A 20,570-nucleotide genomic window follows, 5' to 3' on the forward strand; every position below is an offset into this window, starting at 1 on the left:
CCGAAGGCCCTCCTACCCGCGCGGGTAGGAGGGCCTTCGGATGTTCAGGGGGCGGGGTTCAGGCGGGGTGGGAGCCGACGGCGTCGCGGATCTGCTCGCCGAGGCCGCCGTTGACGCGGGCGCAGTTGGCGCAGCAGAAGAACATGCCGGCCACTTCGACGCCGTGGCCGACGATGCGGACGTTGCACTGTTCGCAGCGGGGGGCGAGCTTCTCCATCGCGCACTCGAAGCTGTCGAAGGTGTAGGTGTCGCCGGAGACCGTCTTGATCTCGAAGGCGAGCCAGTAGTCGTTGCCGCAGGTCACGCAGATGGCCATGACGGCCGTCTCCTTCCGGTGGGGCCGGCCCTGGCGGGGCGGCTGTCTCCAGTGTCGAGGGGTCGGTCGGCGGCGGCCACCCGGCGGGACCGTCAGGCGGAGCGCGTGGAGAGTTCCTCCAGGGCCCGGACGGCGCGGTCGGCGTCGTCGGCGGCGACGAACAGGTGGTCGTGGTGGAAGCCGGCCACCACGTTGCAGCTGATGCCCTCCTCGGCGAGGCGTCCGGCCACGGCGGCGGTCAGTCCGACGGCCTCCAGCGCCGAGTGGATCTGCAGGGTGATCCAGGCCGCCACGTACTCGTAGCGCAGCCCGAGCGCGTCCGCCTCCTCCTGGGCGACCACCACGGTCACGCCTTCGGGTTCGGCGACGGTCACCACCGGCCGCATCCCGGCGGGCACCTTCGCGGGGAGGGTGCAGTAGACGTACCGCCCCGGGTTGAGCTGCGGTCGCATGCCGCGCAGCAGGGTCGCAAGGTCTCGTTCACCGGCCATGCCCGTCACCGTAGCCGCCGACGGGCCCGCGCGCCCTGCGGGGCGGGCGTGTCGGAATCCGTTGACGAGCGACAGTCGCCGATATATCGTCGAACTATCGAGACAGTAACTCGACTGTTTCGGCGAACAAGGAGGTGGGCGCGATGCGCTCAGGAAAGCGGTTTCGCGGGGAGGGCCCGCGCGGTGGCGGCATGCGCCGCGGGCCGGTCCCCGGGTTCCGGGGGATGCCCGGGGAGGACTTCGGGGGGCGGGAGGCCTTCGGCGGGTTCGGCCCGCCGCGCGGCGGCCCGTTCGGGCACGGCTTCGCCGGCCACGGCGGCCGGCGCGGCGGCCCGCACGGGCGGCGCGGCGGCCGGGCCCGGCGCGGGGACGTCCGCGCCTCGCTGCTGGCGCTGCTCAAGGAGCGGCCGATGCACGGCTACGAGATGATCGCCGAGATCACCGAGCGGACCGGCGGGGCCTGGCGGCCCAGCCCGGGCTCGATCTACCCGAACCTCCAGCTGCTGGAGGAGGAGGGCCTGATCACCGCGGAGGAGGTCGGCGGCAAGCGGCTGGTCTCGCTCACCGAGGCGGGTCGCGCCGAGGCCGAGGCCGGGCCGGCCGAGCCGTGGGCCGAGGCCGGCCGGGAGGCCGACTGGGAGGCCGTCCAGGAGATGGGCCAGGCGCTCGCCACGGTCGACCAGGCCGTCCAGCAGGTCATGCGGACGGGCACCGAGGCGCAGCGCGCCAAGGGCCTGGCGGTGCTGACCGAGGCCCGCAAGAAGCTGTACCTGATCCTCGCCGAGGATGACTGACCGGCGCGGGGGGACCGGCATGACGGGCGGTGCCGCTGCTCTCCGGACCCTGGAAGCTCAGGGCCGGACCACGAACAGGGCCACACAGGCGAGCAGCAGCACCGCCCAGCCGAACCAGAGCCAGCCGTCGGGGCCGATCGTCACGGTGTAGAGGGACACCGCCAGCAGCAGCACTCCGGTGACCCCGGCGACCTGCCGGTTGTGGTGGGCGACCGCCTGCGAGCGGCTCCGGGGGTGCCGTACGTGGTGCCGGACCGTCCTGGCCATGCCGACCTCCCGGGGAGGCGATGAGGGGAACGGAACGGACGGCCCGTCAGCCGGAGGCCTTGGCGGTGGCCGCCTCGTCGTACTCGTAGCGCCAGAACCAGCTCAGGCCCCGAACCTGCTTGCTCCGGACGTACACCAGTGTGCGCGCGGGAGTGTCGCCCTGCGCGGGGACCGGGACCTTGTACTTCTTCGGCACGCCGAGCATGGGCCCCAGCGGGATCGGGAGGACCTTCCCGTCCAGAGGGCCGCCGACGAATTCGGTGTCCGCGCTCTTCACCCCTCCAGGGTCTCACCTCCACGCTGCGGCCACGGCCGGAGCGCCCGGAGAGGGAGGCCCGGTGAGGGCCGAGTGCCCGGAGTGTGACCGGAGAGGCACCGCCCCCGGTCATCCGGAGGCCCCGCGCACCCTTATCCTTCCTGTTACGCCCTCGGGGTTCACCCGGGTCAGCGGGCCCCGTACGGGCCGGACGAGGCGCCGGTTCGCGTGCCCTCCGGTCGGAACCGGCGCGGACAGCGTGCTGCCGCGACTTCGTACCGTGACCCGGGCGTCGGCCGTCCGGTGACCCCGGGCCGCGGCCGGCAGGGCGCGGACAGCAGGGCCGGGCACCTCCTCGGGAAGCAGCGGGGGGCGCCGTGCGTTGCGTCGGAGTGGTACGTCGAACGCTGTGTCACACCAGGCACAGCAGTGCGCGGAAGGGGCCCGATGGAAGCCGGCGGCAGGTGGACGACCTGGTGGCAGAAGCGTGATCGACAGCGGGCCCGTCCGGGGGAGGCGGACCAGACCGCCGGACTGGACCAGCTGCTCGGCGCGGTGCGCGCCGGATTCCCGCTCGCGCCCGCCGCCCATCCGGCCGGCTACCGGTGTTCCTGTGACCGGGTGGCCTGTCCGGCCCCGGCCCAGCACCCGGTCTCCTTCGCCTGGCAGACCCAGGCGACCACCGAGCCCGAGCAGCTGTCCCGCTGGCTCGCCCGCGACCCGCAGGCCAACTTCATCACCGCCACCGGCCGGGTGCACGACGTGCTGGACGTCCCGGCCGAGGCCGGACGGCTGGCGCTGGAGCGGCTGACCGCGCGGGGCGTCGAGGGCCCGGTCGCCGCCGTCGGCGAGGACCGCTACCTGTTCTTCACCGCGACCCGGGGCACCCCGCAGGACGAGGACGAGTGGTGGCCGAGCGCGCTCGACTCCACCCCGGACACCATGTCCGAGCACCCCGGCCTGCGCTGGCACTGCCGCGGTTCGTACACCCTGCTCCCGCCGGCCGCCCTCCCGGACGGCTCCCGGGTGCGGTGGCTGCGCGGGCCCGAGCAGCCGCTGCCGGACCCGCTGCGCGTCCTGGACGTGCTTACCGACGCCTGCACCGAGGTGGGCGCGGTGGCCGAGGAGCAGTGGCTCATCGGCTGAGGCCGCGTGTTACCCGCCCGCTCGCCTCCGGTTCGGGCGGGCCGGGTCACGGCAGGGTGAGGATCTCCGCGCCGTCCGCCGTGACCACCAGGGTGTGCTCGAACTGGGCGGTCCGCTTGCGGTCCTTGGTGACGACCGTCCAGCCGTCCGGCCAGATCTCGTAGTCGTAGGTGCCCAGGGTGAGCATCGGCTCGATGGTGAAGGTCATGCCCGGCTTGATCACCTCGGTGGCCCGCTCGCTGTCGTAGTGCGGGACGATCAGGCCGGAGTGGAACGACGTGTTGATGCCGTGTCCGGTGAAGTCCCGCACCACGCCGTAGTCGAAGCGTTTGGCATAGGACTCGATGACCCGTCCGATGACGTTGATCTGCCGGCCCGGCTTGACCGCCTTGATCGCCCGGTTGAGGGACTCCCGGGTGCGCTCGACCAGCAGTCGGGACTCCTCGTCCACGTCGCCCACCAGGTAGGTGGCGTTGAGGTCGCCGTGCACCCCGTGGATGTACGCGGTGGCGTCAATGTTGACGATGTCGCCGTCCTGCAGCACGGTCGAGTCCGGGATGCCGTGGCAGATCACCTCGTTGATCGAGGTGCAGACCGACTTGGGGAAGCCCCGGTAGCCGAGGTCGGACGGGTAGGCGCCGTGGTCGCACATGTACGCGTGGGCGACGGCGTCCAGCGCGTCGGTGGTGACGCCGGGGGCGATCAGCTTGGCGGCCTCCTCCATCGCCCGGGCGGCGATCCCGCCCGCGATCCGCATCTTCTCGATCGTCTCGGCGGTCTGCACCTCGGGCCCGGTGTACGGCGTCGGGGCGGGCCGCCCGACGTACTCGGGGCGCGCGATGTGCGCCGGGACCTTGCGGGTGGGGGACTGGATGCCGGGTACGAGAGCCATGGCGGCGAGTCTAGCCGTCGGGCCCCGCCCACCCGGGCGGTGTGCGGAGCGGCCCGGGCCGGGGAATGATCGGTACCGACCCATCAGCCTGAACGGGAGAGCGTCATGCCCCTGGGATTCCACCGCAAGCCGACCGGCCAGCCCGGTGAGTGGTTCTACTGCATCAAGCACGCCAAGGTCGAGGAGGGCCCGGAGTGCCCGGCCAAGGACCGCCTCGGGCCGTACGGCAGCCCTGAGGAGGCGGCCCACGCGCTGCAGATCGCGGACGAACGCAACCGCGAGTGGCGGAACGACCCGCGCTGGAGCGACGAGCGGAAGGACGAGGGAGGCGAGTAGCACCGTGATCAGGCGCCGCGACAAGGAAGCCGCCACCGTCGTGCCGATCGAGGTCCCGCAGCACCAGGAGCGGGAAGAGCACGAGATCAACCGGATCGTCGACGAGCGCATGGCCAACCCCTCGCCGGGCGGTCCCATCGAGGACGTGAAGAGGGAGACGCTGGCCCGCAGCGAGTGAGGACGCCCCGGTTCGGTCAGCTCGCTGCGGCAGCCGCCTCCCCTTCCGACCGTTCTCGCTCCGCCCGTTCGTGCTCGGCCCGGACCGCCGCGGTGTGCGGGTCGGTGCGGTCGTCGTACGCGAGCAGCCTCGGCAGCGCGGCGGCGACCGCGAGGACGGCGACCACGCAGGCGAGGCCACCGCTCCAGACGGTGGCGCGCACCCCGATCATCCCGGCCATGGTGCCGGCCCGGACCTGGCCGAGCTGGGGGCCGACGGAGTAGCTGAGCAGCTCGACACCGGCCATCCGGCCGCGGACCGCGTCCGGGACGGACTGGTTCCACATGGTCGAGCGGGCGACCCCGCTGATCTGGTCGGCGCCGCCCGCCAGTGCCAGCCCGAGCAGCACCACCCAGATGTTCCCGGACAGTCCGGCCAGCGCCATGGCCGCGCCCCAGCCGACCGCGGCGGCCACCAGGAGCTGCCCGTGCCGGTGGACCCGGGACGTCCAGCCGCTGGTCGCGCCGACCAGCAGGGCTCCGACGGCGGAGGCCGCGTACATCGGGCCGAGCGCCCAGTCCGCGCCCAACTCCGAGGCCAGGAACGGGAAGACGGCCACCGGGAAGGCGAACAGCATGGCGCAGGTGTCGATCGCGTAGGTGCCCAGCAGGTCCTTGCGGCTCCACGCGTACCGCACGCCGGTGAGCACCGCCCGTACGGACGGGCGCTCGGCGCCGGTGGACGGTGGCACCGCCTTGATCCGCACCAACAGCAGCAGCGAGACGGCGAAGGTGAGCACGTCCAGCGCGTACGCGGTCCGCACCCCGGAGAAGGCCACCACGACACCGGCCAGCGCCGGCCCGGCCACCGAAGCGACGTTGTGGTACAGGGACTTGAGGGCGAAGGCGGCGGACAGGTGCTGGTGCGCGACGATCCGCGGCAGCAGCGAGTCCAGCGCCGGGCGCTGCAGGCCGTCGCAAGCCGCGACCAGCGCGCCGACCAGGTAGATCGGCCACAGCAGCGGGTGCGGCAGCAGGGCGTTGAGCAGCAGCAGCCAGGCCAGCAGGCCGAGCGCGGCCTCCGAGCGCAGCACCAGCCTGCGCCGGTCCAGGGCGTCGGCGAGGGCGCCGCCCCAGAGGCCGAAGACGATCAGCGGGGCGAGTTCGACGGCGCCGATCAGGCCGACCGCGAAGGAGGAGTCGGTGAGCTCCTTGATCTGCATCGGCACGGCGACGTAGGTCAGGAAGCTGCCGAAGCTGGTGACGCAGCCGCTGGTCCACAGGTAGCGGAAGTCGCGCGAGGCGCGCCACGGCGCCAGGTCGGGCGTCAGCGAGCGCAGCAGGGCACGCAGCCGACCGGTATGCGGTGGTTCGTCGTCGTTCACCTTTGATCTCCCGGGTGTCCCAGTGTCCAGGTTGCGGAGATTGGGGTCGCCCTGCCCGGAAGGTGGGGAGGGTTCCTTTGGCCGGGTTGCAAAGCTGCGGAGCGACCTCCAGAGGTTGTGATGTGACCTGTTGTCAGTGAACCCACCTCGGCGACCTGCGACCCACGGGCGTCCGTGCCGCAGGCGCGGGAGGAATCCCTCGGCATTAGCCGAGGGAGGATGCCAAGAAGCACCATCCTCGGACGGCTACTTCGGCCGCCGCAACGGGTTTTTCACCAGCGGCTGAGCGCCGGCGCCGAGGTCATCCGCCCGGCGAGCTCGGCCAGCCGGGCCAGGGCGGAGCGGCGGCCGACCGGCTGCCCGGCGGCGGCGCCGACCAGGTGCTGGGCGAGGTCGAAGGGCTCCTCGGCAGCGGTGCCGACGGCCAGCCGCTCGTGGGCGATCCCGCCCAGGTCGCCCGGTGCGGTGGGGGCGGCGCCGTCCACCGCGAGGACGGTCGCACCGTGCCGACGGGCGTCCCGCACCCGCTCCAGCAGCCGGGCGCCGGCCGCCTCGGGGGCCACCACCAGGACGGTGGCGCCGCGCCGGGCCTCGGTGAGCCGGCGCAGGTGGTGCGCCAGGTGGGCCGGGGCGGCGGCGGGCGGGTGGTGCCGCAGCAGGGTGGGCGCCAGCCGGGGGACGGCCGACCAGGCGGCCTCGTCCTCCAGGTGGGCGGCCAGGTGCCAGGGCTCGTACGCCTCGGTGCCGACCAGCAGCAACTCGCCCGCCCCGCGCCGTTCCACCGAGCGCCGCAGCGAGCCGGCGAAGCCGCCGACCGCCTCCAGCCAGCCGGTGCCCGTCAGTCGCTCCCGGAGTGCCGAAACTCTCACCGCGTCCATGCGGGCCAGGATGTCGCGCGCGGCCGGGGATTTGGCAGGATCGGCCCATGACTTCCCTCGATTCAGCGACAAACCCGGCCCACGAAGTGCCGGACGTCTCGCAGCTGGTGGTCGGCGTCCTCGGTGGCACCGGCGACCAGGGGCGGGGTCTGGCCCTGCGGCTGGCCAAGGCCGGCCAGCAGGTGATCATCGGTTCCCGCGACGCCGCCCGGGCCGAGGCCTCGGCCGCCGAGTTGGGCGTCGGCGTGCGCGGCGCCGACAACGCCACCGTCGCCCGGGAGAGCGACGTGGTGATCGTGGCCGTCCCGTGGGACGGCCACGCCGCCACCCTCACCGCGCTGCGCGAGGAGCTGGCCGGAAAGATCGTCGTCGACTGCGTCAACCCGCTCGGCTTCGACAAGCAGGGTGCGTACGCGCTGAAGCCGGAGGAGGGCAGCGCCGCCCAGCAGGCCGCCGCGCTGCTGCCGGACTCCCGGGTCACCGCCGCCTTCCACCACCTCTCGGCGGTGCTGCTGCAGGACGAGTCGGTGGAGCGGATCGACACCGACGTGATGGTGCTCGGCGACGACCGGGACGCCACCGATGTCGTGCGCGCGCTGGCCGGCCTGATCCCCGGGATGCGGGGCGTCTTCGCGGGCCGACTGCGCAACGCCCACCAGGTGGAGGCGCTGGTGGCCAACCTGATCTCGGTCAACCGCCGCTACAAGGCCCACGCGGGACTGCGGATCACCGACGTCTGATCGCCGTACGTCGTGTCGCCCTCACCCCTGGACCCGCTCCGGAGGTGAGGTCGGCGACAATGGGTGGCGGTCGCAACCCGGCCGCCCGTACCCGCGCCTAGGAGCCCCGCGTCATGCCTCGCACGTCCCTCATCGCACTGATCGTCACCGTCCTCGCGCTGGCGGCCGCCGTGGTCTCGGCGATCGCGGGCTTCTGGATCGGGCTGATCTGGCTCCCGCTGGCCGGTGTGGCCAGCAACGTGCTGTGGATGAACCGCCGCAAGGAGAAGCTCGCCGCGGCGGCCGCGGCGAGCGAGCAGCCCTAGTCCTTCCAGAGGGCCTAGTTCTTCCAGAAGCTGAACAGGTACCGGCCGACCGTCGCGTAGTCGGTGTCCACGCCGAACAGGCTCATCAGGTCGTGGACGATCCCGAAGAAGAACGAGTTCACCTCGGGCTGCCACAGCAGCGCGAACACCGCGAGCATGCCGTACGGCGCGAACGGCTCGACCGCGCGCCGGGTCTTGGCCGAGAGCCACGGCTCGATGATCCCGTAGCCGTCCAGCCCGGGCACCGGCAGCAGGTTCAGCAGGGCCGCGGTGAGCTGCAGCAGGCCGAGGAAGCCGAGGGCGCAGGCGAAGGGCGAGACGGTCAGCTCGTAGCCGTAGTACGAGGCGTGCACGTCCGAGCCGTCCAGCCAGCCGGCGCCGATCGGGATCAGCAGCGCCGCCGCGAACGCCAGGTTCACCAGCGGCCCGGCCGCCGAGATCAGGCTGTGCTTGAGCCGGCCCTGGATCCGGTGCCGCTCGATCCACACCGAGCCGCCGGGCAGGCCGAAGCCGGCGATGATCATGAAGACGAGCGGCAGCACGAAGCTGAGCAGCACGTTGGTGTACTTCAGCGGGTTGAGCGTGAGGTAGCCCTTGGCGCCGACGGTGATGTCGCCGCCGTGCAGCGCGGTGCGCGCGTGGGCGTACTCGTGCAGGCAGAGCGAGACCATCCAGCCCGAGACCACGAACAGGAACACCCCGAACCGGGCGTTGCCGTAGCCGGCGTACACCGCCCAGGCGGAGGTGCCGAGGACGGCGAGGAGCACCCAGAACACCGGGCTGATCCGGCGGTCCTCGCTGCGGGATCGCGGCGTGGCGGCGAAGGTCATGGTGGGGGTGCTCCGTGGGCAGAGGGAAGGGAGGTACCGGACAGGGACCGATCATGCCGGGCGGGCCGGTGGACGGACAAGCCGCACCGGACGAACGTCCGAGGGCTCGCCCCCGGTTCCGCCGCCGTCCGGGCCCGGTCGCGGGGCAGGCACAATTGTGCGGCCCCACCGCCGCCCATCGACCAGAATGGACCGGTGCACTACGGCATCCTCGGGACCACCACGGCCCACCACGACGACGGCACACCGGTCCCACTGGGCGGCGCCCGGCTGCGGGCCCTGCTCACCGCGCTGGTCCTGCGCCAGGGCCGTCCGGTCCCGGCCGACCTGCTGGTGGACGAGGTGTGGGACGCCGAACCGCCGCAGGACTCCTCCGCCGCGCTGCAGACCCTGGTCGGCCGGCTGCGCCGCACCATCGGCCGCGAGCGGGTCGGCTCCGGCCCCGCCGGGTACTGGCTGACCGAGCCGGCCACCGACCTCGCCGACTTCCAGCGGCTGAGCGGCGAGGGCCGCCGCGCCCTGGACGCCGGCGACCACGCGCTGGCCGCCGATCGGCTGCGTGCCGCGCTCGCCCTGTGGCGCGGCCCGGCCCTCGCGGACCTGCCCGACCGCACCGGCCCGGCCGCCCGGCTGGAGGCCCAGCGCGAGGAGGCCCGCCGCCACCGGATCACCGCCGACCTCGGGCTCGGCCGGGCCGCCGAGCTGGTCGCCGAACTCGCCGAGCTGTGCGAACGGCAGCCGCTGGACGAACCGTTGCAGCTGCTGATGCTCCGGGCGCTGCACGACAGCGGCCGCACCGCCGAGGCGCTGCGCCACTACGAGCGGACCAGGCGCGCCCTGGCGGACGAGCTCGGCGTCGACCCCGGGCGCCGGCTCCAGACCCTCCACGCCGAGTTGCTCGCCTCCTCGGAGCCTGCGCCGCTGGTCGGGAAGCAGCCCGCGCCCCAACTCCCGCGCGCCGGAAGCAATCTGCGCGGCCGGTTGACCAGCTTCGTCGGCCGGGAGGCCGATCTCGCCATCCTGCGCGCCCTGGTGGCGGACCGTCGGATGGTCACCCTGACCGGCCCCGGCGGCTCCGGCAAGACCCGGCTGTCGATCGAGGCCGGCCGCGCCGAGCAGTCCGTCGGGCACTGGCCGGACGGCGTCTGGGTGGCCGAACTCGCCCCGCTGGAGAGCCCGGACGCCGTCCCCGCCGCCGTGGTCTCCGCGCTCGGCCTGCGCGAGATCCAGCTGCACAGCAGCAACATGGTCGCCGAGGTCATGGAGAAGCGCGCCGAGGACCCGGTGCGCCGGCTGATAGAACACTGCGGCCACCGCCGGATGCTGCTGGTCCTGGACAACTGCGAGCACTTGATCCAGGCCGCCGCCGACCTCGTTGACGTGCTGCTCGCCGAGTGCCCCGGGCTGACCGTGCTCGCCACCAGCCGCGAACCGCTCGGCGTGCCCGGCGAGACGGTGCTGCCGGTCGAGCCGCTGCCCGACCCGGTGGCGCTGCAACTGCTCGCCGAGCGCGCCGCCACTGCCCGTCCTGGCTTCGACCCGCAGAGCGACCCGGAGGCCTGCGCCGAGATCTGCCGCCGCCTGGACGGCCTGCCGCTGGCCATCGAACTGGCCGCGGCCCGGCTGCGGGTGATGACGGCCCGCCAGATCGCCGACCGGCTGGACGGCCGCTTCGCGCTGCTCACCGCCGGCAGCCGCACCCTGCTGCCGCGCCAGCAGACCCTGCGCGCGGTGGTCGACTGGAGCTGGGACCTGCTGGGCAAACGCGAGCGGGCGGTGCTGCGCCGGCTGTCGGTGTTTGCCGGCGGCTGGCAGCTGGAGGACGCCGAGGCGATCTGCGCGGACGCCGCCGTGGTGCCCCGGGGCGAGGTCGCCGACCTGCTGCTCTCCCTGGTCGACAAGTCCCTGCTGGTGGCCGACCTGGACGACGGCAGCCTGCCGCGCTACCGGATGCTGGAGACCATCCACGAGTACGCGACGGAGCGCCTGGCCGAGTCCGCCGCCGAGCGCTCCGCCACCGAGTCCCGCCACCTGACCCACTTCTGCTCCGTCGTCGCCACCGCGGACCTGGAGATCCACGGCTCCCGGCAGCTGCACTGGCTGGCCGTTCTGGAGCGCGAGCAGGACAACGTCCGGGCCGCACTGCGCCGTGCGGTCGACCGCGGCGACGAGCAGCCGGCGCTGGTCCTCGCGCTGGGCATGAGCTGGTACTGGTCGTTGCGCGGCTACAGCCTGGAGGCCCGCAGCTGGTACAACGCGGTCGCGGCCCTGGCGCCGGACCCGTTCGGTCCGGACGTCCCGCCGGCGGTGCCGCTGGAGCGCAACGTGCTCGAGTACGGCCTGCCGATGCCGGATGGCGTGCTCCACGAGGCCCGCCGGCTGCTCGCGATGTTCCGGCTGATCGGGCTGTTCGAGGGGAACCTGGACGTGCTCGGTGACCCGGAGGCGGTCGCGGTGGCCCACCGCCTGATGGGCGTCTACACCCCGGAGCTGCCGCAGTCGTACCGGTTCCCGGCGCTGATGCGGGTGTTCGGGGCCTTCCTGTCCGGCCGGCTGGAGCTGATGAGGGAACTGCTGGACGACGCCGTCCGCGGCTGCGAGGTGCACGGCACACCGAACGACCTCGCGTTCATCCTGCAGGTCCGGGCCAGGATGCTGAACGACTGGCCGGGCGGCCTGGAACAGAGCATCCGGGACGGCGAGCGCTCCCTGGAGCTGTACGAGCAGGCCGGCAACCTCTGGGGGATCTCGCAGGCGATGTCGGCCCGCGGCGAGGCGCTGGCCAGCCGGGGCGAGTCCGCGGCCGCCGCCGCCGCGTACCGGCGGGCGATCGAGCTGGCCGAGGCGCTGGGGGCGCCGCAGGAGGTGCCGATCCTCAAGGTGCACCTCGGCAGCGCCCTGCTGGAGGCCGACCTGGAGCAGGGCGAGCGGGTGGTCCGCGAGGCGGTGGAGTCCATCGGCTCCCCGGGCGCCAACCAGTCCACCACCGGCGCCCTGATGATGGGGTACCTGACGCTCTGCGGCATCCTGGCCCAACGAGGCGAGTACCGGGAGGCGCTGGCCGAACTGGACGTCCTCGACCGGATCAAGGTGGGCGGCTTCGCACCGAGCATCGTCAACGGGCTGTTGTCCAGCGCCCGGGGCTGGATCACCGCCCGGGCCGGGGACCCGGAGCAGGGGCTCGCCATGCTGCGCGAGGGCCGCCGGTCGCTGCAGGCGATGACGGCCGCCAGCGGTTTCGCCGATCACATGACCGTGATGGTGGTGCCCGCGGTGTGCGGGGTGCTGTGCTCCTTCGCCGTGCGCGACGGGGATCTGGGGCGGGCCCGGCTGGCGGCGGTGATGCTGGGGGCGCAGAGCGGGCTGCACGGCCCGAAGGGCGGCTACCTGGACCGCGTCGAGCACGAGCGGATGGCCGCCCTGCTGCGGGGGCTGCTGGGCGACGCCGGGTTCGAGGAGGCCCACGCCGAGGGCGGCGAGATGACCCAGCAGCAGACCCAGGCGCTGCTGGAGGAGTTGATCGGATAGCGGCGGCCGGCCGGCGCCCGTCCCCTGGTCGCCGGCCGGCTGGCCCTTGCGCCGCGCGTCCTCGCGTCGCAGGGCCTCGCACCGCTCGCTCAGGTCCGCTTGCGGAAGCGGGCCACCGCGAGCGGGGCGAAGATCGCGGTGGCGGCGGCCGACCAGATCAGCACGATCATCACCGGGTGGGCCACCGCCCCCTCGCCGTTGAGCAGGGCGCGGGACGCGTCCGCGAGCGCGGAGAGCGGGTTGACCTTGGTGAAGGACTGCAGCCAGCCGGGCATGGTGTCGGTCCGGGCGAAGATCGAGCTGCCGAACTGCATCGGCATCAGGACCAGCATGCCCACGCCCTGGACGGCCTGGGCGCTGCGCATCGCCATGCCCAGCAGCATCGAGATCCAGACGATCGACATGCCGAACACCAGGCCCAGGCCGACCGTGGCCACCACCTCCAGCGGACCGGTCTTCACCTCGAAGCCGATGCACATCGCGAAGCCGATCAGGATCGCGAAGGAGAGCAGCCCCCGGAGGATCTCGGCAGCGATCTTGGAGAGCAGCACGGAGGCCCGACCGATCGGCAGGGTCCGGAAGCGGTCCATCACGCCGGTCTGGAAGTCGCTGTTGAGGCCGGTGCCGACGGCCATCGCGAGGGTGAGGCCGGTCTGCCCGAGCAGGCCGGGGATCAGGTACTGCTTGTAGGTGTCCTGGTCGCCGGCCATCGCCCCGCCGAAGACGTAGACGAACAGCACGGTGAAGACGATCGGCATCAGCACGGCGTCGAACATCGACTCCGGGTCGGCCTTGATCCGCATCAGGTTGCGCCTGGTCAGCGCGCCGACGTGGCGCAGGGTGCCGGTCAGGCCGATCCGGGTGTCCTCCATCCGGGTGTCCTCGATCCGGGCGGGGGCGAGCGTGGCGGTGGTCATGCGACGGGCTCCTTGACGAGGGCGGCGGCGGGCGCGGTGGCCGCGTCGGCGGTGGGCTTGCCGGTGATGGCGAGGAAGACCTCGTCGAGGCTGGGCACCTTGGTGTCGATGCCGGCGATCGCGAAGCCGCGGGTGCCGAGCACCGAGATGACGGCGGTCAGCTGCTCCTCGCCGGTGATCGGCACTGCGAGCAGCCCGCTGTCGGCGGAGACGGTGGTGCCGTTGATGCCGGCGTCGCGCAGGCAGCGGGCCATCTCGGGCAGTTCGGCCGGGTGTGCCGGGCGGACCTGCAGGATCTGGCCGCCGACCCTGGCCTTGAGCTCGGCGACGGCGCCGTTGGCGATCACCTTGCCGCGGTCGATGACGGTCAGCTCGTTCGCGAGCTGCTCCGCCTCCTCCATGTACTGGGTGGTCAGCAGCACGGTGGTGCCGTCGGAGACCATCCGCTGCACCTCGTCCCAGACCTCGTTGCGGGTGCGCGGGTCCAGGCCGGTGGTGGGCTCGTCCAGGTAGAGCACCCGGGGGCGGCCGATCATGCTGGCGGCCAGGTCGAGGCGGCGGCGCATGCCGCCGGAGTAGGTCTTGGCGGGCCGCTTGGCGGCCTCGGTGAGCGAGAAGCGCTCCAGCAGTTCGGCGGCCCGGGCCTTGGCCTCGCGGCTGGAGAGGTCGAGGAGCCGACCGATCAGGTAGAGGTTCTCGTAGCCGGAGAGCAGCTCGTCCACCGAGGCGTACTGGCCGGTCAGGCCGATGGTGCGGCGCAGCTGCTTGGGCTGGCGCAGGACGTCGTAGCCGCCGACGTACGCCGTGCCGGCGTCGGGCTTGATCAGGGTGGAGAGGACGCGGACCAGGGTGGTCTTGCCCGCGCCGTTGGGGCCGAGCAGGGCGAGGACGGTGCCCTCGCGGACGGTGAGGTCGACCCCGTCGAGGGCCTTGGTGTCGCCGTAGTGCTTGACGATGCCGCGTACCTCGACGGCGTTCCCGGCAGTTCCCCGCGTGTTCGGGGCGGTGGCGATTCCTGTCATGCCTCCAGGCTGTCCGCCCGGGCTGTCAGCCCCCTGTCGCGAGGCCGGGTGTGCTGTCACGCCGCTGTCACCCGGCTGTCACCGCTGTGCGGGTGTGGGAGGTAGCCGCTCGTTGGGCCCTCGCACGGAGCCCAACGAGCGGAAGTTCAGATCGTCTGCTCGATGTGCTCGAAGATGTCGGAGTCCGTCTCCTTCTGCCAGTTTGGTAGGGCATCCCAGTCGGCCACGTAGCTCGGCTTCGGGTCCGGGATGTGCTTGTGGATCTGGGCGATCCAGCACAGGGCGACGAAGCGTCCCTTCTGCTCCCGGGTGAGCTTGGCGGTCGTGCCGCCGCTCACGGTGACGAAGTCTCGAACCTGGCCGAACACGGCGGCAGCGGAGTGGCGTTCCCAGTCCGGAGTCTCTTCCCAAGGAGTGATGTAACCCGGCTTCGGCTCGCCGGGGAAGTGCTTCTTGACCCCGGCCAACTACTGGCGGCGGATCGCTGCACGAGGCCAGCGCAGGCGCGGCAGATGCCTGGCCGGGGGACTGGGTCGCGGCACTCCCTGCATTCGGTGTACCGGGCGGTGGGAGGGCGCTCCGGGGTTCGGGGCGGCGGCATTTTGTGCCGCAGGCGGTACCCGAGAACGGCCGACGCCGAGTGCACGGGAACGGGCAGGCCTGGGAGCAGGGCCTGGGCCAGGTCCGCCAGGGTGCTGCCGCGTTGCAGCCATTGGGCGACCAAGGGCGCCAACTCCTCTGCCTCGGATTGGCCCAGGCGCAGTCGGGGTTCGGGCCGGATCACCCGGAACAACGTGGCTACCGCTTCTCGGAGCTGTTCGTCCCGCACTGTAGGCGCCTGGTCCAGGCGCGAATTCTCAGCGGTGGCCGGGTCCGGGGGGAGGGTGGTTTCTTGGTCCGGTTTCTTTACCACAGGGAGGTCTGCGCGCCCTGCGGCCGGTTCACCGGACGCCGGACGGGTGGCAGCCGGTGCGCTCGGCCACGGGGTGTCGTAGACGTGGTTCTCGGTGCGGACGGTGCCGTCGGGCAAGCGGATCGTCTCGACGCGGTAGAAACCGGCGTCGGTGAGTTCCTTGAGGGCCTTGCGAATTGCTCCCCGACCCTGGGGGCTGGTGTCGGCCATGTGGCGGCCGTCCTCGCGCCAGCCGTCGGGGCGGGAGAGGAGGTCGGCGAGGAGGCCTCGGGCGGTGTAGCTCAACTTCCGGTACTGCAAAACGGCGTTGGGCAGCACGGTGAAGTGACGTACGTGTTCGGTACGATGGACTCGCATCGGGAGGGTTCGCTCCTGGTGCCGGACCCCGGGGTGTTCCACCACCGCCGGGGTCGCCTATTTTCTATTTGGGTACGGAACGTTGCACGACACCAACCGGCGCGACTGCCTTTTAGGGCAAAGGCGTTTATCGCATTACTGCTGAGTCTGCCCCGCATGCAGGCCCGGCCTCACTCCCCGACCGGTACGGAGAGCCCCTGCTCCGAGGGGCTCGGAGCAGGGGCGCGGGGGAGCCGTCAGTGGAAGCTGTGCTCCTCCGCCGGGAAGGCGCCGGTGCGGACCTCCTCGGCGAACTCGCGGGCGGCGTCGCCGAGGACGGCCCGCAGGTTCGCGTACTTCTTGACGAACTTGGGCACCCGGCCCGCCGTCATGCCGGCCATGTCGGTCCAGACCAGCACCTGGGCGTCCGTCTCCGGTCCGCCGCCGATGCCGACGGTCGGGATCGCCAGCTGTTCGGTGACCTGGGCGGCCAGCTCGGCCGGGACGGCCTCCAGCACCACCGAGAAGGCGCCAGCCTGCTGGACGGCCTTGGCGTCGCGCAGCAGCTGGTGCGCCGCCTCGTCGCCGCGGCCCTGGACCGGGTAGCCGCCGAAGGCGTGCACCGACTGCGGGGTGAGGCCGATGTGCGCCATCACCGGGATGCCGGCCTCGACCAGCAGCTCGATGGAGCGGGCGCTGCGCTCCCCGCCCTCCAGCTTGACCGCGCCGACCCCGGCTTCCTTCATCAGCCGGGCCGCGTTGTGCATGGCCTGCGCGGGCGACTCCTGGTAGGAGCCGAACGGCAGGTCGGCGACGATCATGGCGCGCTTGGTGCCGCGGACGACGGCGGCGGAGAGCATCACCATCTGATCCATGGTCACCGGCACGGTGGTCTCGTAGCCGAGGTGGCAGTTGCCGGCGGAGTCGCCGACCAGCAGGACGGGGATCCCGGCCTCGTCGAACACCCCTGCGGTGAGGGCGTCGTAGGCGGTGAGCATCGCCCACTTCTCGCTGCGCTGCTTGGCGGCGGCGAGGTCGCGGACGGTGACGCGGCGGTTGGTGACCCCGCCGTAGAGGGTGGCGGTCGACGCCTGGTTCTGGGCAGGCGAAGGCGAAGAAGCGTTCATCGAACGGACTCCTGAAGGGTTGTCGTCTCGTGGCGCCGTGCGGCGTCCCCGGATCACCTCCATGCTTGCACGCCCCGGCGTGAGCGGAAAGAGGGGTGCGGGCGACCGGGTGCGATCCACGCCACACCGGCCCCTTCCGCGCCGTCGGGCTTTGCCTCCATTTTGCGAAACGGACTCGTCTCGTATCGTATTGGCCGCTACTCTGGTGCGGGGGGTTACGAGACGCATTCGACTCGCAAATGCCCGCCAGTGCCACACCAACACGGACGGGAAGACCAATGACCACCGCCGCCGCGCCACCCCGTGTGCCGGAAGCCATCCACCGCCGCCGCTGGGCGATCCTGGGCACCCTGGTGCTCGCCCTGCTCGTCGTCGTGCTCGACAACTCGATCCTCAACGTCGCGATGAAGACCATCGCGACCCCCGCCCCCGTCGGGCTGGGCGCCACCCAGGGCGACCTGGAATGGGCGATCAACTCCTACACCCTGGTCTTCGCCGGGCTGCTCTTCACCTCGGGCCTGCTCGGCGACCGCTTCGGCCGCAAGCGCGCGCTGCTGGCCGGCATGGTGGTCTTCGGCATCGCCTCGCTGCTGTCGGCGATGGCCGGCTCACCCGGTGAACTCATCGGCTACCGCGCCCTGATGGGTGTCGGCGGCGCGCTCGCGATGCCCGCCACGCTGGCCATCATCATGAACGTCTTCGAGCGCGAGGAGCAGCCCAAGGCGATCGGCATCTGGGCCGGCGCGGTCGGCCTGGCCATCGCCATCGGCCCGATCACCGGCGGCCTGCTGATCGAGCACTTCTGGTGGGGTTCGGTCTTCCTGGTCAACGTCCCGATCGTGATCGTCGCGCTGATCGCGATGGCGGTCCTGGTCCCCGAGTCCAAGGACCCCAACCCGGGCCGGATGGACCCGGTCGGCGTGCTGCTGTCGATCATCGGCCTGGTCGCGCTGATCTACGGCATCATCAAGGGCGGCCAGCTGGCCGACTTCACCGCCTTCGAGGCCTGGGGCCCGACCCTGCTCGGCGTGCTGGCGCTGGCCGCCTTCGTCTGGTTCGAGCGCCGCACCCCGTTCCCCGCGCTGGACATCACCTGGTTCCGCAACAAGGTCTTCAGCGCCTCCGTGGTGGTCGTCGGCGTGATCTTCTTCGCGCTGATGGGCGTGTCCTTCTTCGGCGTCTTCTACACCCAGAGCGTGCGCGGCTACAGCGCCCTGCAGGCCGGTGTGCTGATGCTGCCGCTGGCCGTCGCCCAGCTGGTGTTCGCGCCGCGGGCCCGGCTGGTGGTCGAGCGCCTCGGCGTCGCCGCCACCGCCGCCGGTGGCATGGTGCTGGTCGCGCTCGGCTTCGTCGGCTACACCGTGCTGACCGCGACCACCCCGATCTGGGTGCTGGTCGTGCTCGGCCTGGTGATGGGTGCCGGCATGGCGCACGTCATGCCGCCGGTCACCGTCGCGATCATGGGCTCGCTGCCCCGCGAGAAGGCTGGCGCCGGCTCGGCCGTCAACAACACCTTCCGCCAGGTCGGCGGCTCGCTCGGGGTCGCCGTGCTCGGCGCGGTGCTCTCCACCGTCTACCGCGACGGGATGTCCGACACCCTCAGCCACCTCCCCGAAGGGCTGCGCGACAAGGCGGGCGAGTCGCTGGAGGCCACCCTGGCCATCGCCGACCGGATCCCGAACGGCGCGGGCAAGGCGCTGATCGCCCCGGCGAACGACTCCTTCATCCACGCCATGCACGTGGTGGCCTCGCTCTCGGTGGGCATCTCGTTGGTCGGCGCACTGGTCGCCTGGTTCCTGCTGCCGCGCCGCACCGCCGCCCCCGGCGGCCCGGTCGGCCAGGTCCCGGCGCAGCCGGGCCAGGCCCGGGAGAACGCGGCCGCCGACGCCTGACCTGCGGCTGGCTGCGCCTGAGGCGCAGTCGGCTGAGCGACAATGGCCCTGCCGACCGGTACGCCGGTCGGCAGGGCCTCGGTCCAGGGCGGGGCCCACCCCGCCGGCGGACCGCCCGAGGAAACGCCACGGCGCCCGCGCGCCCGGGGACAGCGAGGGAGAGACATCGGGGATGAGGACGGACACGCCGAGCGCCGACACCGGGCAGGCCTGCGCGGCGGTACGCCGCGGCCGGCCCCGCAGTGAAGCCGCCGAGCAGGCCATCTTCAGTGCCGTCGAGGAGATGATGGCCGCCGGCACCACACTCTCCGAGCTCACCATCGAGGGCATCGCCAGCGCCGCCGGCGTCGGCAAGGCCACCATCTACCGGCGCTGGACCAACAAGGTAGCCCTGCTGGTCGACGTGGTCAGCCGGCTGGAGGTCCCGCTGCCGGAGCCGTCCGGGGGCAGCGCCCGGGACGACCTGATCGAGATGGTCGACTACGTCCGCCGGCGCGGCCTCGCCAAACGCACCCGCTGGGTGCTCAAGGCCGCCCTCGGCCAGATGCAGACCCTCCCCGAGCTGTACGCCGCGTACCAGGAGCGGGTGATCAAGCCGCGCCGGGAGGCCGGGCTCCACCTGATCCGCCAGGCCGTCGCCGAGGGCGTGATCCGCGACGACCTCGACCTGGACCTGCTCGGCGACCTGCTGATGGGCCCGATCCTCTACCGCAGCATCCTCTGGGACGACTCCGACCTGGAGGACCCGGACCTCGCCCGCAAGATGGTCGACGCCCTGCTCGACGGCCTCGCCCCGCGCTGAGGCCTTCGATCGTGTCCCGACGTGGCCTGGCTCACCAAACCGGGCCACGCCGGAACCCGCTCCGGGGACCCCGCGTCTGTCCCGGCATAGGCTGAGCCGGGTATCCGATCAAACCGGCACCAGTCCGGCACCCCGCCCGTACCCTCACGGACCGGACGCCGGACCGGCGACGGCACGAGCGAGGGAGCCACGGCATGACGCAGGCGGACAGCACCGACCGGACCACGACCACCGGAGACGCGGACACCGCCCCGGCCGGCCGTACCGGCGGCTTCCTCGGCCTGCGGAACTGGGGCCGGGACGCCCGCGGCAGCAGCACCTGGCGGCGCGGCCTGGTGATCGCCGTGCTGGCCCTGCTCACCGCCGTGCTGCTGGCCTTCCACGCCGAGGTGCCCAACGGCGTCGGCAACCTCGGCAGCCTGCTGGAGACCTTCCTGCCCTGGCTGGGCCTGGCCGTCCCGGTGCTGCTGGTGCCCGCGATGCTGCGCCGCTCCGCCACCGCGCTGCTCGTCCTGCTGCTGCCCACCGTGCTGTGGGCCAACCTGTTCGGCGGGCTGCTGACCGACAGGAGCGGCGGCAAGGGCGACTGGACGGTGGTCAGCCACAACGTCGCCGCCGACAACACCGACGTGCCGGGCACCATCCGCGGCGTGGTCGCCTCGGGCGCCCAGATCGTCGCCCTCCAGGAACTGGCCGGCAAGCAGCTGCGGGCGTACGAGGCCGGCCTCGCCGACGCCTACCCGTACCACTCCGTGGAGGGGACGGTCGGGCTCTGGTCGAAGTACCCGGTCAGCGGGGTCTCCCCGGTGGACCTGAAGATGGGCTGGACCAGGGCGTTCCGGGCCGAGGTGACCACCCCGCAGGGCCCGGTCGCGGTGTACGTCGCGCACCTGCCGTCGGTCCGGCTCAAGGCCGAGGGCGGCTTCACCGTCGACCAGCGGGACGTCAGCGCCCAGGCGCTTGGCGACGCGATCCAGGGCGAGCGGCTGAAGAAGGTCCTGCTGCTCGGCGACCTCAACGGCACCATGAACGACCGCAGTCTGGCGCCGGTCACCTCACAGATGCGCTCGGCCCAGGGTGCCGCCGGGGACGGCTTCGGCTTCAGCTGGCCGTCCGCCTTCCCGATGGCCCGGATCGACCAGATCATGAGCAAGGGCGGGCTGTTGCCGGTGGACTCCCGCACCCTGCCCCGGGACGGCAGCGACCACCTCGCGGTGGCCGCCACCTACCGGTTCCAGTGA

General features: G+C 72.5%; 22 protein-coding genes. 10 read left to right on the forward strand and 12 right to left on the reverse strand.

All coding sequences use genetic code 11. From position 1 onward, the window contains the following. Nucleotides 1-58: 58 nt before the first annotated feature. Complete coding sequence (locus ACWC9T_RS30140) at nt 59-316, reverse strand: Prokaryotic metallothionein (protein WP_449824210.1); 258 nt, start codon at nt 314-316, stop codon at nt 59-61. Between the two features lie 92 nt (nt 317-408). Further along, nucleotides 409-807: an ACT domain-containing protein gene (locus ACWC9T_RS30145; RefSeq protein ID WP_449824211.1), complete on the reverse strand. Its 399-nt coding sequence runs from the start codon at nt 805-807 to the stop codon at nt 409-411. 143 nt (nt 808-950) lie between these two features. On the opposite strand from ACWC9T_RS30145, the gene ACWC9T_RS30150 reads away from it, so the two are divergent. After that, entirely contained in the window at nt 951-1,601 is a 651-nt protein-coding gene (locus tag ACWC9T_RS30150) for a PadR family transcriptional regulator (RefSeq protein ID WP_449824212.1), read from the forward strand. Nucleotides 1,602-1,658: 57 nt separating this feature from the next. Here ACWC9T_RS30150 and ACWC9T_RS30155 read toward each other — a convergent pair whose 3' ends face one another. Then, complete coding sequence (locus ACWC9T_RS30155; protein ID WP_449824213.1) at nt 1,659-1,868, reverse strand: hypothetical protein; 210 nt, start codon at nt 1,866-1,868, stop codon at nt 1,659-1,661. Nucleotides 1,869-1,914: 46 nt separating this feature from the next. After that, nucleotides 1,915-2,145 (reverse strand): hypothetical protein, encoded by a 231-nt coding sequence (locus tag ACWC9T_RS30160; RefSeq protein ID WP_449824214.1) that lies wholly within the window; start codon nt 2,143-2,145, stop codon nt 1,915-1,917. Nucleotides 2,146-2,571: 426 nt separating this feature from the next. Between ACWC9T_RS30160 and ACWC9T_RS30165 the strand changes: the two genes are divergently transcribed. Beyond that, a complete protein-coding gene (locus ACWC9T_RS30165; protein WP_449824215.1) occupies nt 2,572-3,270 on the forward strand; it encodes a bifunctional DNA primase/polymerase in 699 nt (232 codons plus the stop codon). A gap of 46 nt (nt 3,271-3,316) precedes the next feature. Here ACWC9T_RS30165 and map read toward each other — a convergent pair whose 3' ends face one another. Next, nucleotides 3,317-4,162 (reverse strand): type I methionyl aminopeptidase, encoded by an 846-nt coding sequence (gene map, locus ACWC9T_RS30170; protein WP_449824216.1) that lies wholly within the window; start codon nt 4,160-4,162, stop codon nt 3,317-3,319. A 105-nt stretch (nt 4,163-4,267) separates the two neighbouring features. On the opposite strand from map, the gene ACWC9T_RS30175 reads away from it, so the two are divergent. Both ACWC9T_RS30175 and ACWC9T_RS30180 read left to right on the forward strand, forming a co-directional pair. Then, on the forward strand, nt 4,268-4,498 hold the full coding sequence (locus tag ACWC9T_RS30175) for a hypothetical protein (protein ID WP_449824217.1): 231 nt from the start codon (nt 4,268-4,270) through the stop codon (nt 4,496-4,498). 4 nt (nt 4,499-4,502) lie between these two features. Next, nucleotides 4,503-4,676 (forward strand): type II toxin-antitoxin system prevent-host-death family antitoxin, encoded by a 174-nt coding sequence (locus ACWC9T_RS30180; protein WP_449824218.1) that lies wholly within the window; start codon nt 4,503-4,505, stop codon nt 4,674-4,676. A 16-nt stretch (nt 4,677-4,692) separates the two neighbouring features. On the opposite strand, the gene ACWC9T_RS30185 is transcribed toward ACWC9T_RS30180, so the two are convergent. Both ACWC9T_RS30185 and ACWC9T_RS30190 read right to left on the reverse strand, forming a co-directional pair. Next, on the reverse strand, nt 4,693-6,039 hold the full coding sequence (locus tag ACWC9T_RS30185) for an MFS transporter (protein WP_449824219.1): 1,347 nt from the start codon (nt 6,037-6,039) through the stop codon (nt 4,693-4,695). A gap of 272 nt (nt 6,040-6,311) precedes the next feature. Then, nucleotides 6,312-6,917 (reverse strand): hypothetical protein, encoded by a 606-nt coding sequence (locus ACWC9T_RS30190; protein WP_449824220.1) that lies wholly within the window; start codon nt 6,915-6,917, stop codon nt 6,312-6,314. A 47-nt stretch (nt 6,918-6,964) separates the two neighbouring features. On the opposite strand from ACWC9T_RS30190, the gene npdG reads away from it, so the two are divergent. Next, nucleotides 6,965-7,657: an NADPH-dependent F420 reductase gene (gene npdG, locus ACWC9T_RS30195; RefSeq protein WP_449824221.1), complete on the forward strand. Its 693-nt coding sequence runs from the start codon at nt 6,965-6,967 to the stop codon at nt 7,655-7,657. A gap of 113 nt (nt 7,658-7,770) precedes the next feature. Then, nucleotides 7,771-7,962 (forward strand): hypothetical protein, encoded by a 192-nt coding sequence (locus tag ACWC9T_RS30200; RefSeq protein ID WP_449824223.1) that lies wholly within the window; start codon nt 7,771-7,773, stop codon nt 7,960-7,962. 14 nt (nt 7,963-7,976) lie between these two features. Here ACWC9T_RS30200 and ACWC9T_RS30205 read toward each other — a convergent pair whose 3' ends face one another. Continuing rightward, the gene (locus ACWC9T_RS30205) at nt 7,977-8,792 is read right to left on the reverse strand and encodes a site-2 protease family protein (RefSeq protein ID WP_449824224.1); all 816 of its coding nucleotides are present in this window, start codon (nt 8,790-8,792) and stop codon (nt 7,977-7,979) included. Nucleotides 8,793-8,987: 195 nt separating this feature from the next. On the opposite strand from ACWC9T_RS30205, the gene ACWC9T_RS30210 reads away from it, so the two are divergent. After that, the gene (locus ACWC9T_RS30210; RefSeq protein ID WP_449824225.1) at nt 8,988-12,320 is read left to right on the forward strand and encodes a BTAD domain-containing putative transcriptional regulator; all 3,333 of its coding nucleotides are present in this window, start codon (nt 8,988-8,990) and stop codon (nt 12,318-12,320) included. An 89-nt stretch (nt 12,321-12,409) separates the two neighbouring features. Here the strand turns inward: ACWC9T_RS30210 and ACWC9T_RS30215 are convergent, their stop codons facing one another. From ACWC9T_RS30215 to panB, 4 genes are all read right to left on the reverse strand, one after another. Continuing rightward, the gene (locus ACWC9T_RS30215) at nt 12,410-13,237 is read right to left on the reverse strand and encodes an ABC transporter permease (protein WP_449824226.1); all 828 of its coding nucleotides are present in this window, start codon (nt 13,235-13,237) and stop codon (nt 12,410-12,412) included. Next, nucleotides 13,234-14,259: an ATP-binding cassette domain-containing protein gene (locus ACWC9T_RS30220; protein ID WP_449824227.1), complete on the reverse strand. Its 1,026-nt coding sequence runs from the start codon at nt 14,257-14,259 to the stop codon at nt 13,234-13,236. The genes ACWC9T_RS30215 and ACWC9T_RS30220 overlap by 4 nt, the downstream gene beginning before the upstream one ends. Before the next feature lie 146 nt (nt 14,260-14,405). Further along, on the reverse strand, nt 14,406-14,726 hold the full coding sequence (locus ACWC9T_RS30225; protein WP_449824228.1) for a hypothetical protein: 321 nt from the start codon (nt 14,724-14,726) through the stop codon (nt 14,406-14,408). A 1,039-nt stretch (nt 14,727-15,765) separates the two neighbouring features. After that, entirely contained in the window at nt 15,766-16,635 is an 870-nt protein-coding gene (panB, locus tag ACWC9T_RS30230; RefSeq protein WP_355675011.1) for a 3-methyl-2-oxobutanoate hydroxymethyltransferase, read from the reverse strand. Between the two features lie 278 nt (nt 16,636-16,913). On the opposite strand from panB, the gene ACWC9T_RS30235 reads away from it, so the two are divergent. From ACWC9T_RS30235 to ACWC9T_RS30245, 3 genes are all read left to right on the forward strand, one after another. After that, a complete protein-coding gene (locus ACWC9T_RS30235; RefSeq protein WP_449824229.1) occupies nt 16,914-18,527 on the forward strand; it encodes a DHA2 family efflux MFS transporter permease subunit in 1,614 nt (537 codons plus the stop codon). Between the two features lie 172 nt (nt 18,528-18,699). After that, nucleotides 18,700-19,329: a TetR/AcrR family transcriptional regulator gene (locus ACWC9T_RS30240; RefSeq protein WP_449824230.1), complete on the forward strand. Its 630-nt coding sequence runs from the start codon at nt 18,700-18,702 to the stop codon at nt 19,327-19,329. Nucleotides 19,330-19,523: 194 nt separating this feature from the next. Next, complete coding sequence (locus tag ACWC9T_RS30245) at nt 19,524-20,570, forward strand: endonuclease/exonuclease/phosphatase family protein (RefSeq protein ID WP_449824231.1); 1,047 nt, start codon at nt 19,524-19,526, stop codon at nt 20,568-20,570.

The organism is Kitasatospora sp. NPDC001159 (genome assembly GCF_053598235.1).

What these genes read in the sequence shown, in the direction of transcription:
- panB (WP_355675011.1), bottom strand. Translation starts at nt 16,635, where the DNA reads ATGAACGCTTCTTCGCCTTCGCCTGCCCAGAACCAGGCGTCGACCGCC.
- ACWC9T_RS30190 (WP_449824220.1), bottom strand. Translation starts at nt 6,917, where the DNA reads ATGGACGCGGTGAGAGTTTCGGCACTCCGGGAGCGACTGACGGGCACC.
- ACWC9T_RS30240 (WP_449824230.1), top strand. Translation starts at nt 18,700, where the DNA reads ATGAGGACGGACACGCCGAGCGCCGACACCGGGCAGGCCTGCGCGGCG.
- ACWC9T_RS30145 (WP_449824211.1), bottom strand. Translation starts at nt 807, where the DNA reads ATGGCCGGTGAACGAGACCTTGCGACCCTGCTGCGCGGCATGCGACCG.
- ACWC9T_RS30220 (WP_449824227.1), bottom strand. Translation starts at nt 14,259, where the DNA reads ATGACAGGAATCGCCACCGCCCCGAACACGCGGGGAACTGCCGGGAAC.
- ACWC9T_RS30140 (WP_449824210.1), bottom strand. Translation starts at nt 316, where the DNA reads ATGGCCATCTGCGTGACCTGCGGCAACGACTACTGGCTCGCCTTCGAG.
- ACWC9T_RS30215 (WP_449824226.1), bottom strand. Translation starts at nt 13,237, where the DNA reads ATGACCACCGCCACGCTCGCCCCCGCCCGGATCGAGGACACCCGGATG.
- ACWC9T_RS30165 (WP_449824215.1), top strand. Translation starts at nt 2,572, where the DNA reads ATGGAAGCCGGCGGCAGGTGGACGACCTGGTGGCAGAAGCGTGATCGA.
- ACWC9T_RS30245 (WP_449824231.1), top strand. Translation starts at nt 19,524, where the DNA reads ATGACGCAGGCGGACAGCACCGACCGGACCACGACCACCGGAGACGCG.
- ACWC9T_RS30150 (WP_449824212.1), top strand. Translation starts at nt 951, where the DNA reads ATGCGCTCAGGAAAGCGGTTTCGCGGGGAGGGCCCGCGCGGTGGCGGC.
- ACWC9T_RS30155 (WP_449824213.1), bottom strand. Translation starts at nt 1,868, where the DNA reads ATGGCCAGGACGGTCCGGCACCACGTACGGCACCCCCGGAGCCGCTCG.
- ACWC9T_RS30205 (WP_449824224.1), bottom strand. Translation starts at nt 8,792, where the DNA reads ATGACCTTCGCCGCCACGCCGCGATCCCGCAGCGAGGACCGCCGGATC.
- ACWC9T_RS30200 (WP_449824223.1), top strand. Translation starts at nt 7,771, where the DNA reads ATGCCTCGCACGTCCCTCATCGCACTGATCGTCACCGTCCTCGCGCTG.
- ACWC9T_RS30175 (WP_449824217.1), top strand. Translation starts at nt 4,268, where the DNA reads ATGCCCCTGGGATTCCACCGCAAGCCGACCGGCCAGCCCGGTGAGTGG.
- npdG (WP_449824221.1), top strand. Translation starts at nt 6,965, where the DNA reads ATGACTTCCCTCGATTCAGCGACAAACCCGGCCCACGAAGTGCCGGAC.
- ACWC9T_RS30235 (WP_449824229.1), top strand. Translation starts at nt 16,914, where the DNA reads ATGACCACCGCCGCCGCGCCACCCCGTGTGCCGGAAGCCATCCACCGC.
- map (WP_449824216.1), bottom strand. Translation starts at nt 4,162, where the DNA reads ATGGCTCTCGTACCCGGCATCCAGTCCCCCACCCGCAAGGTCCCGGCG.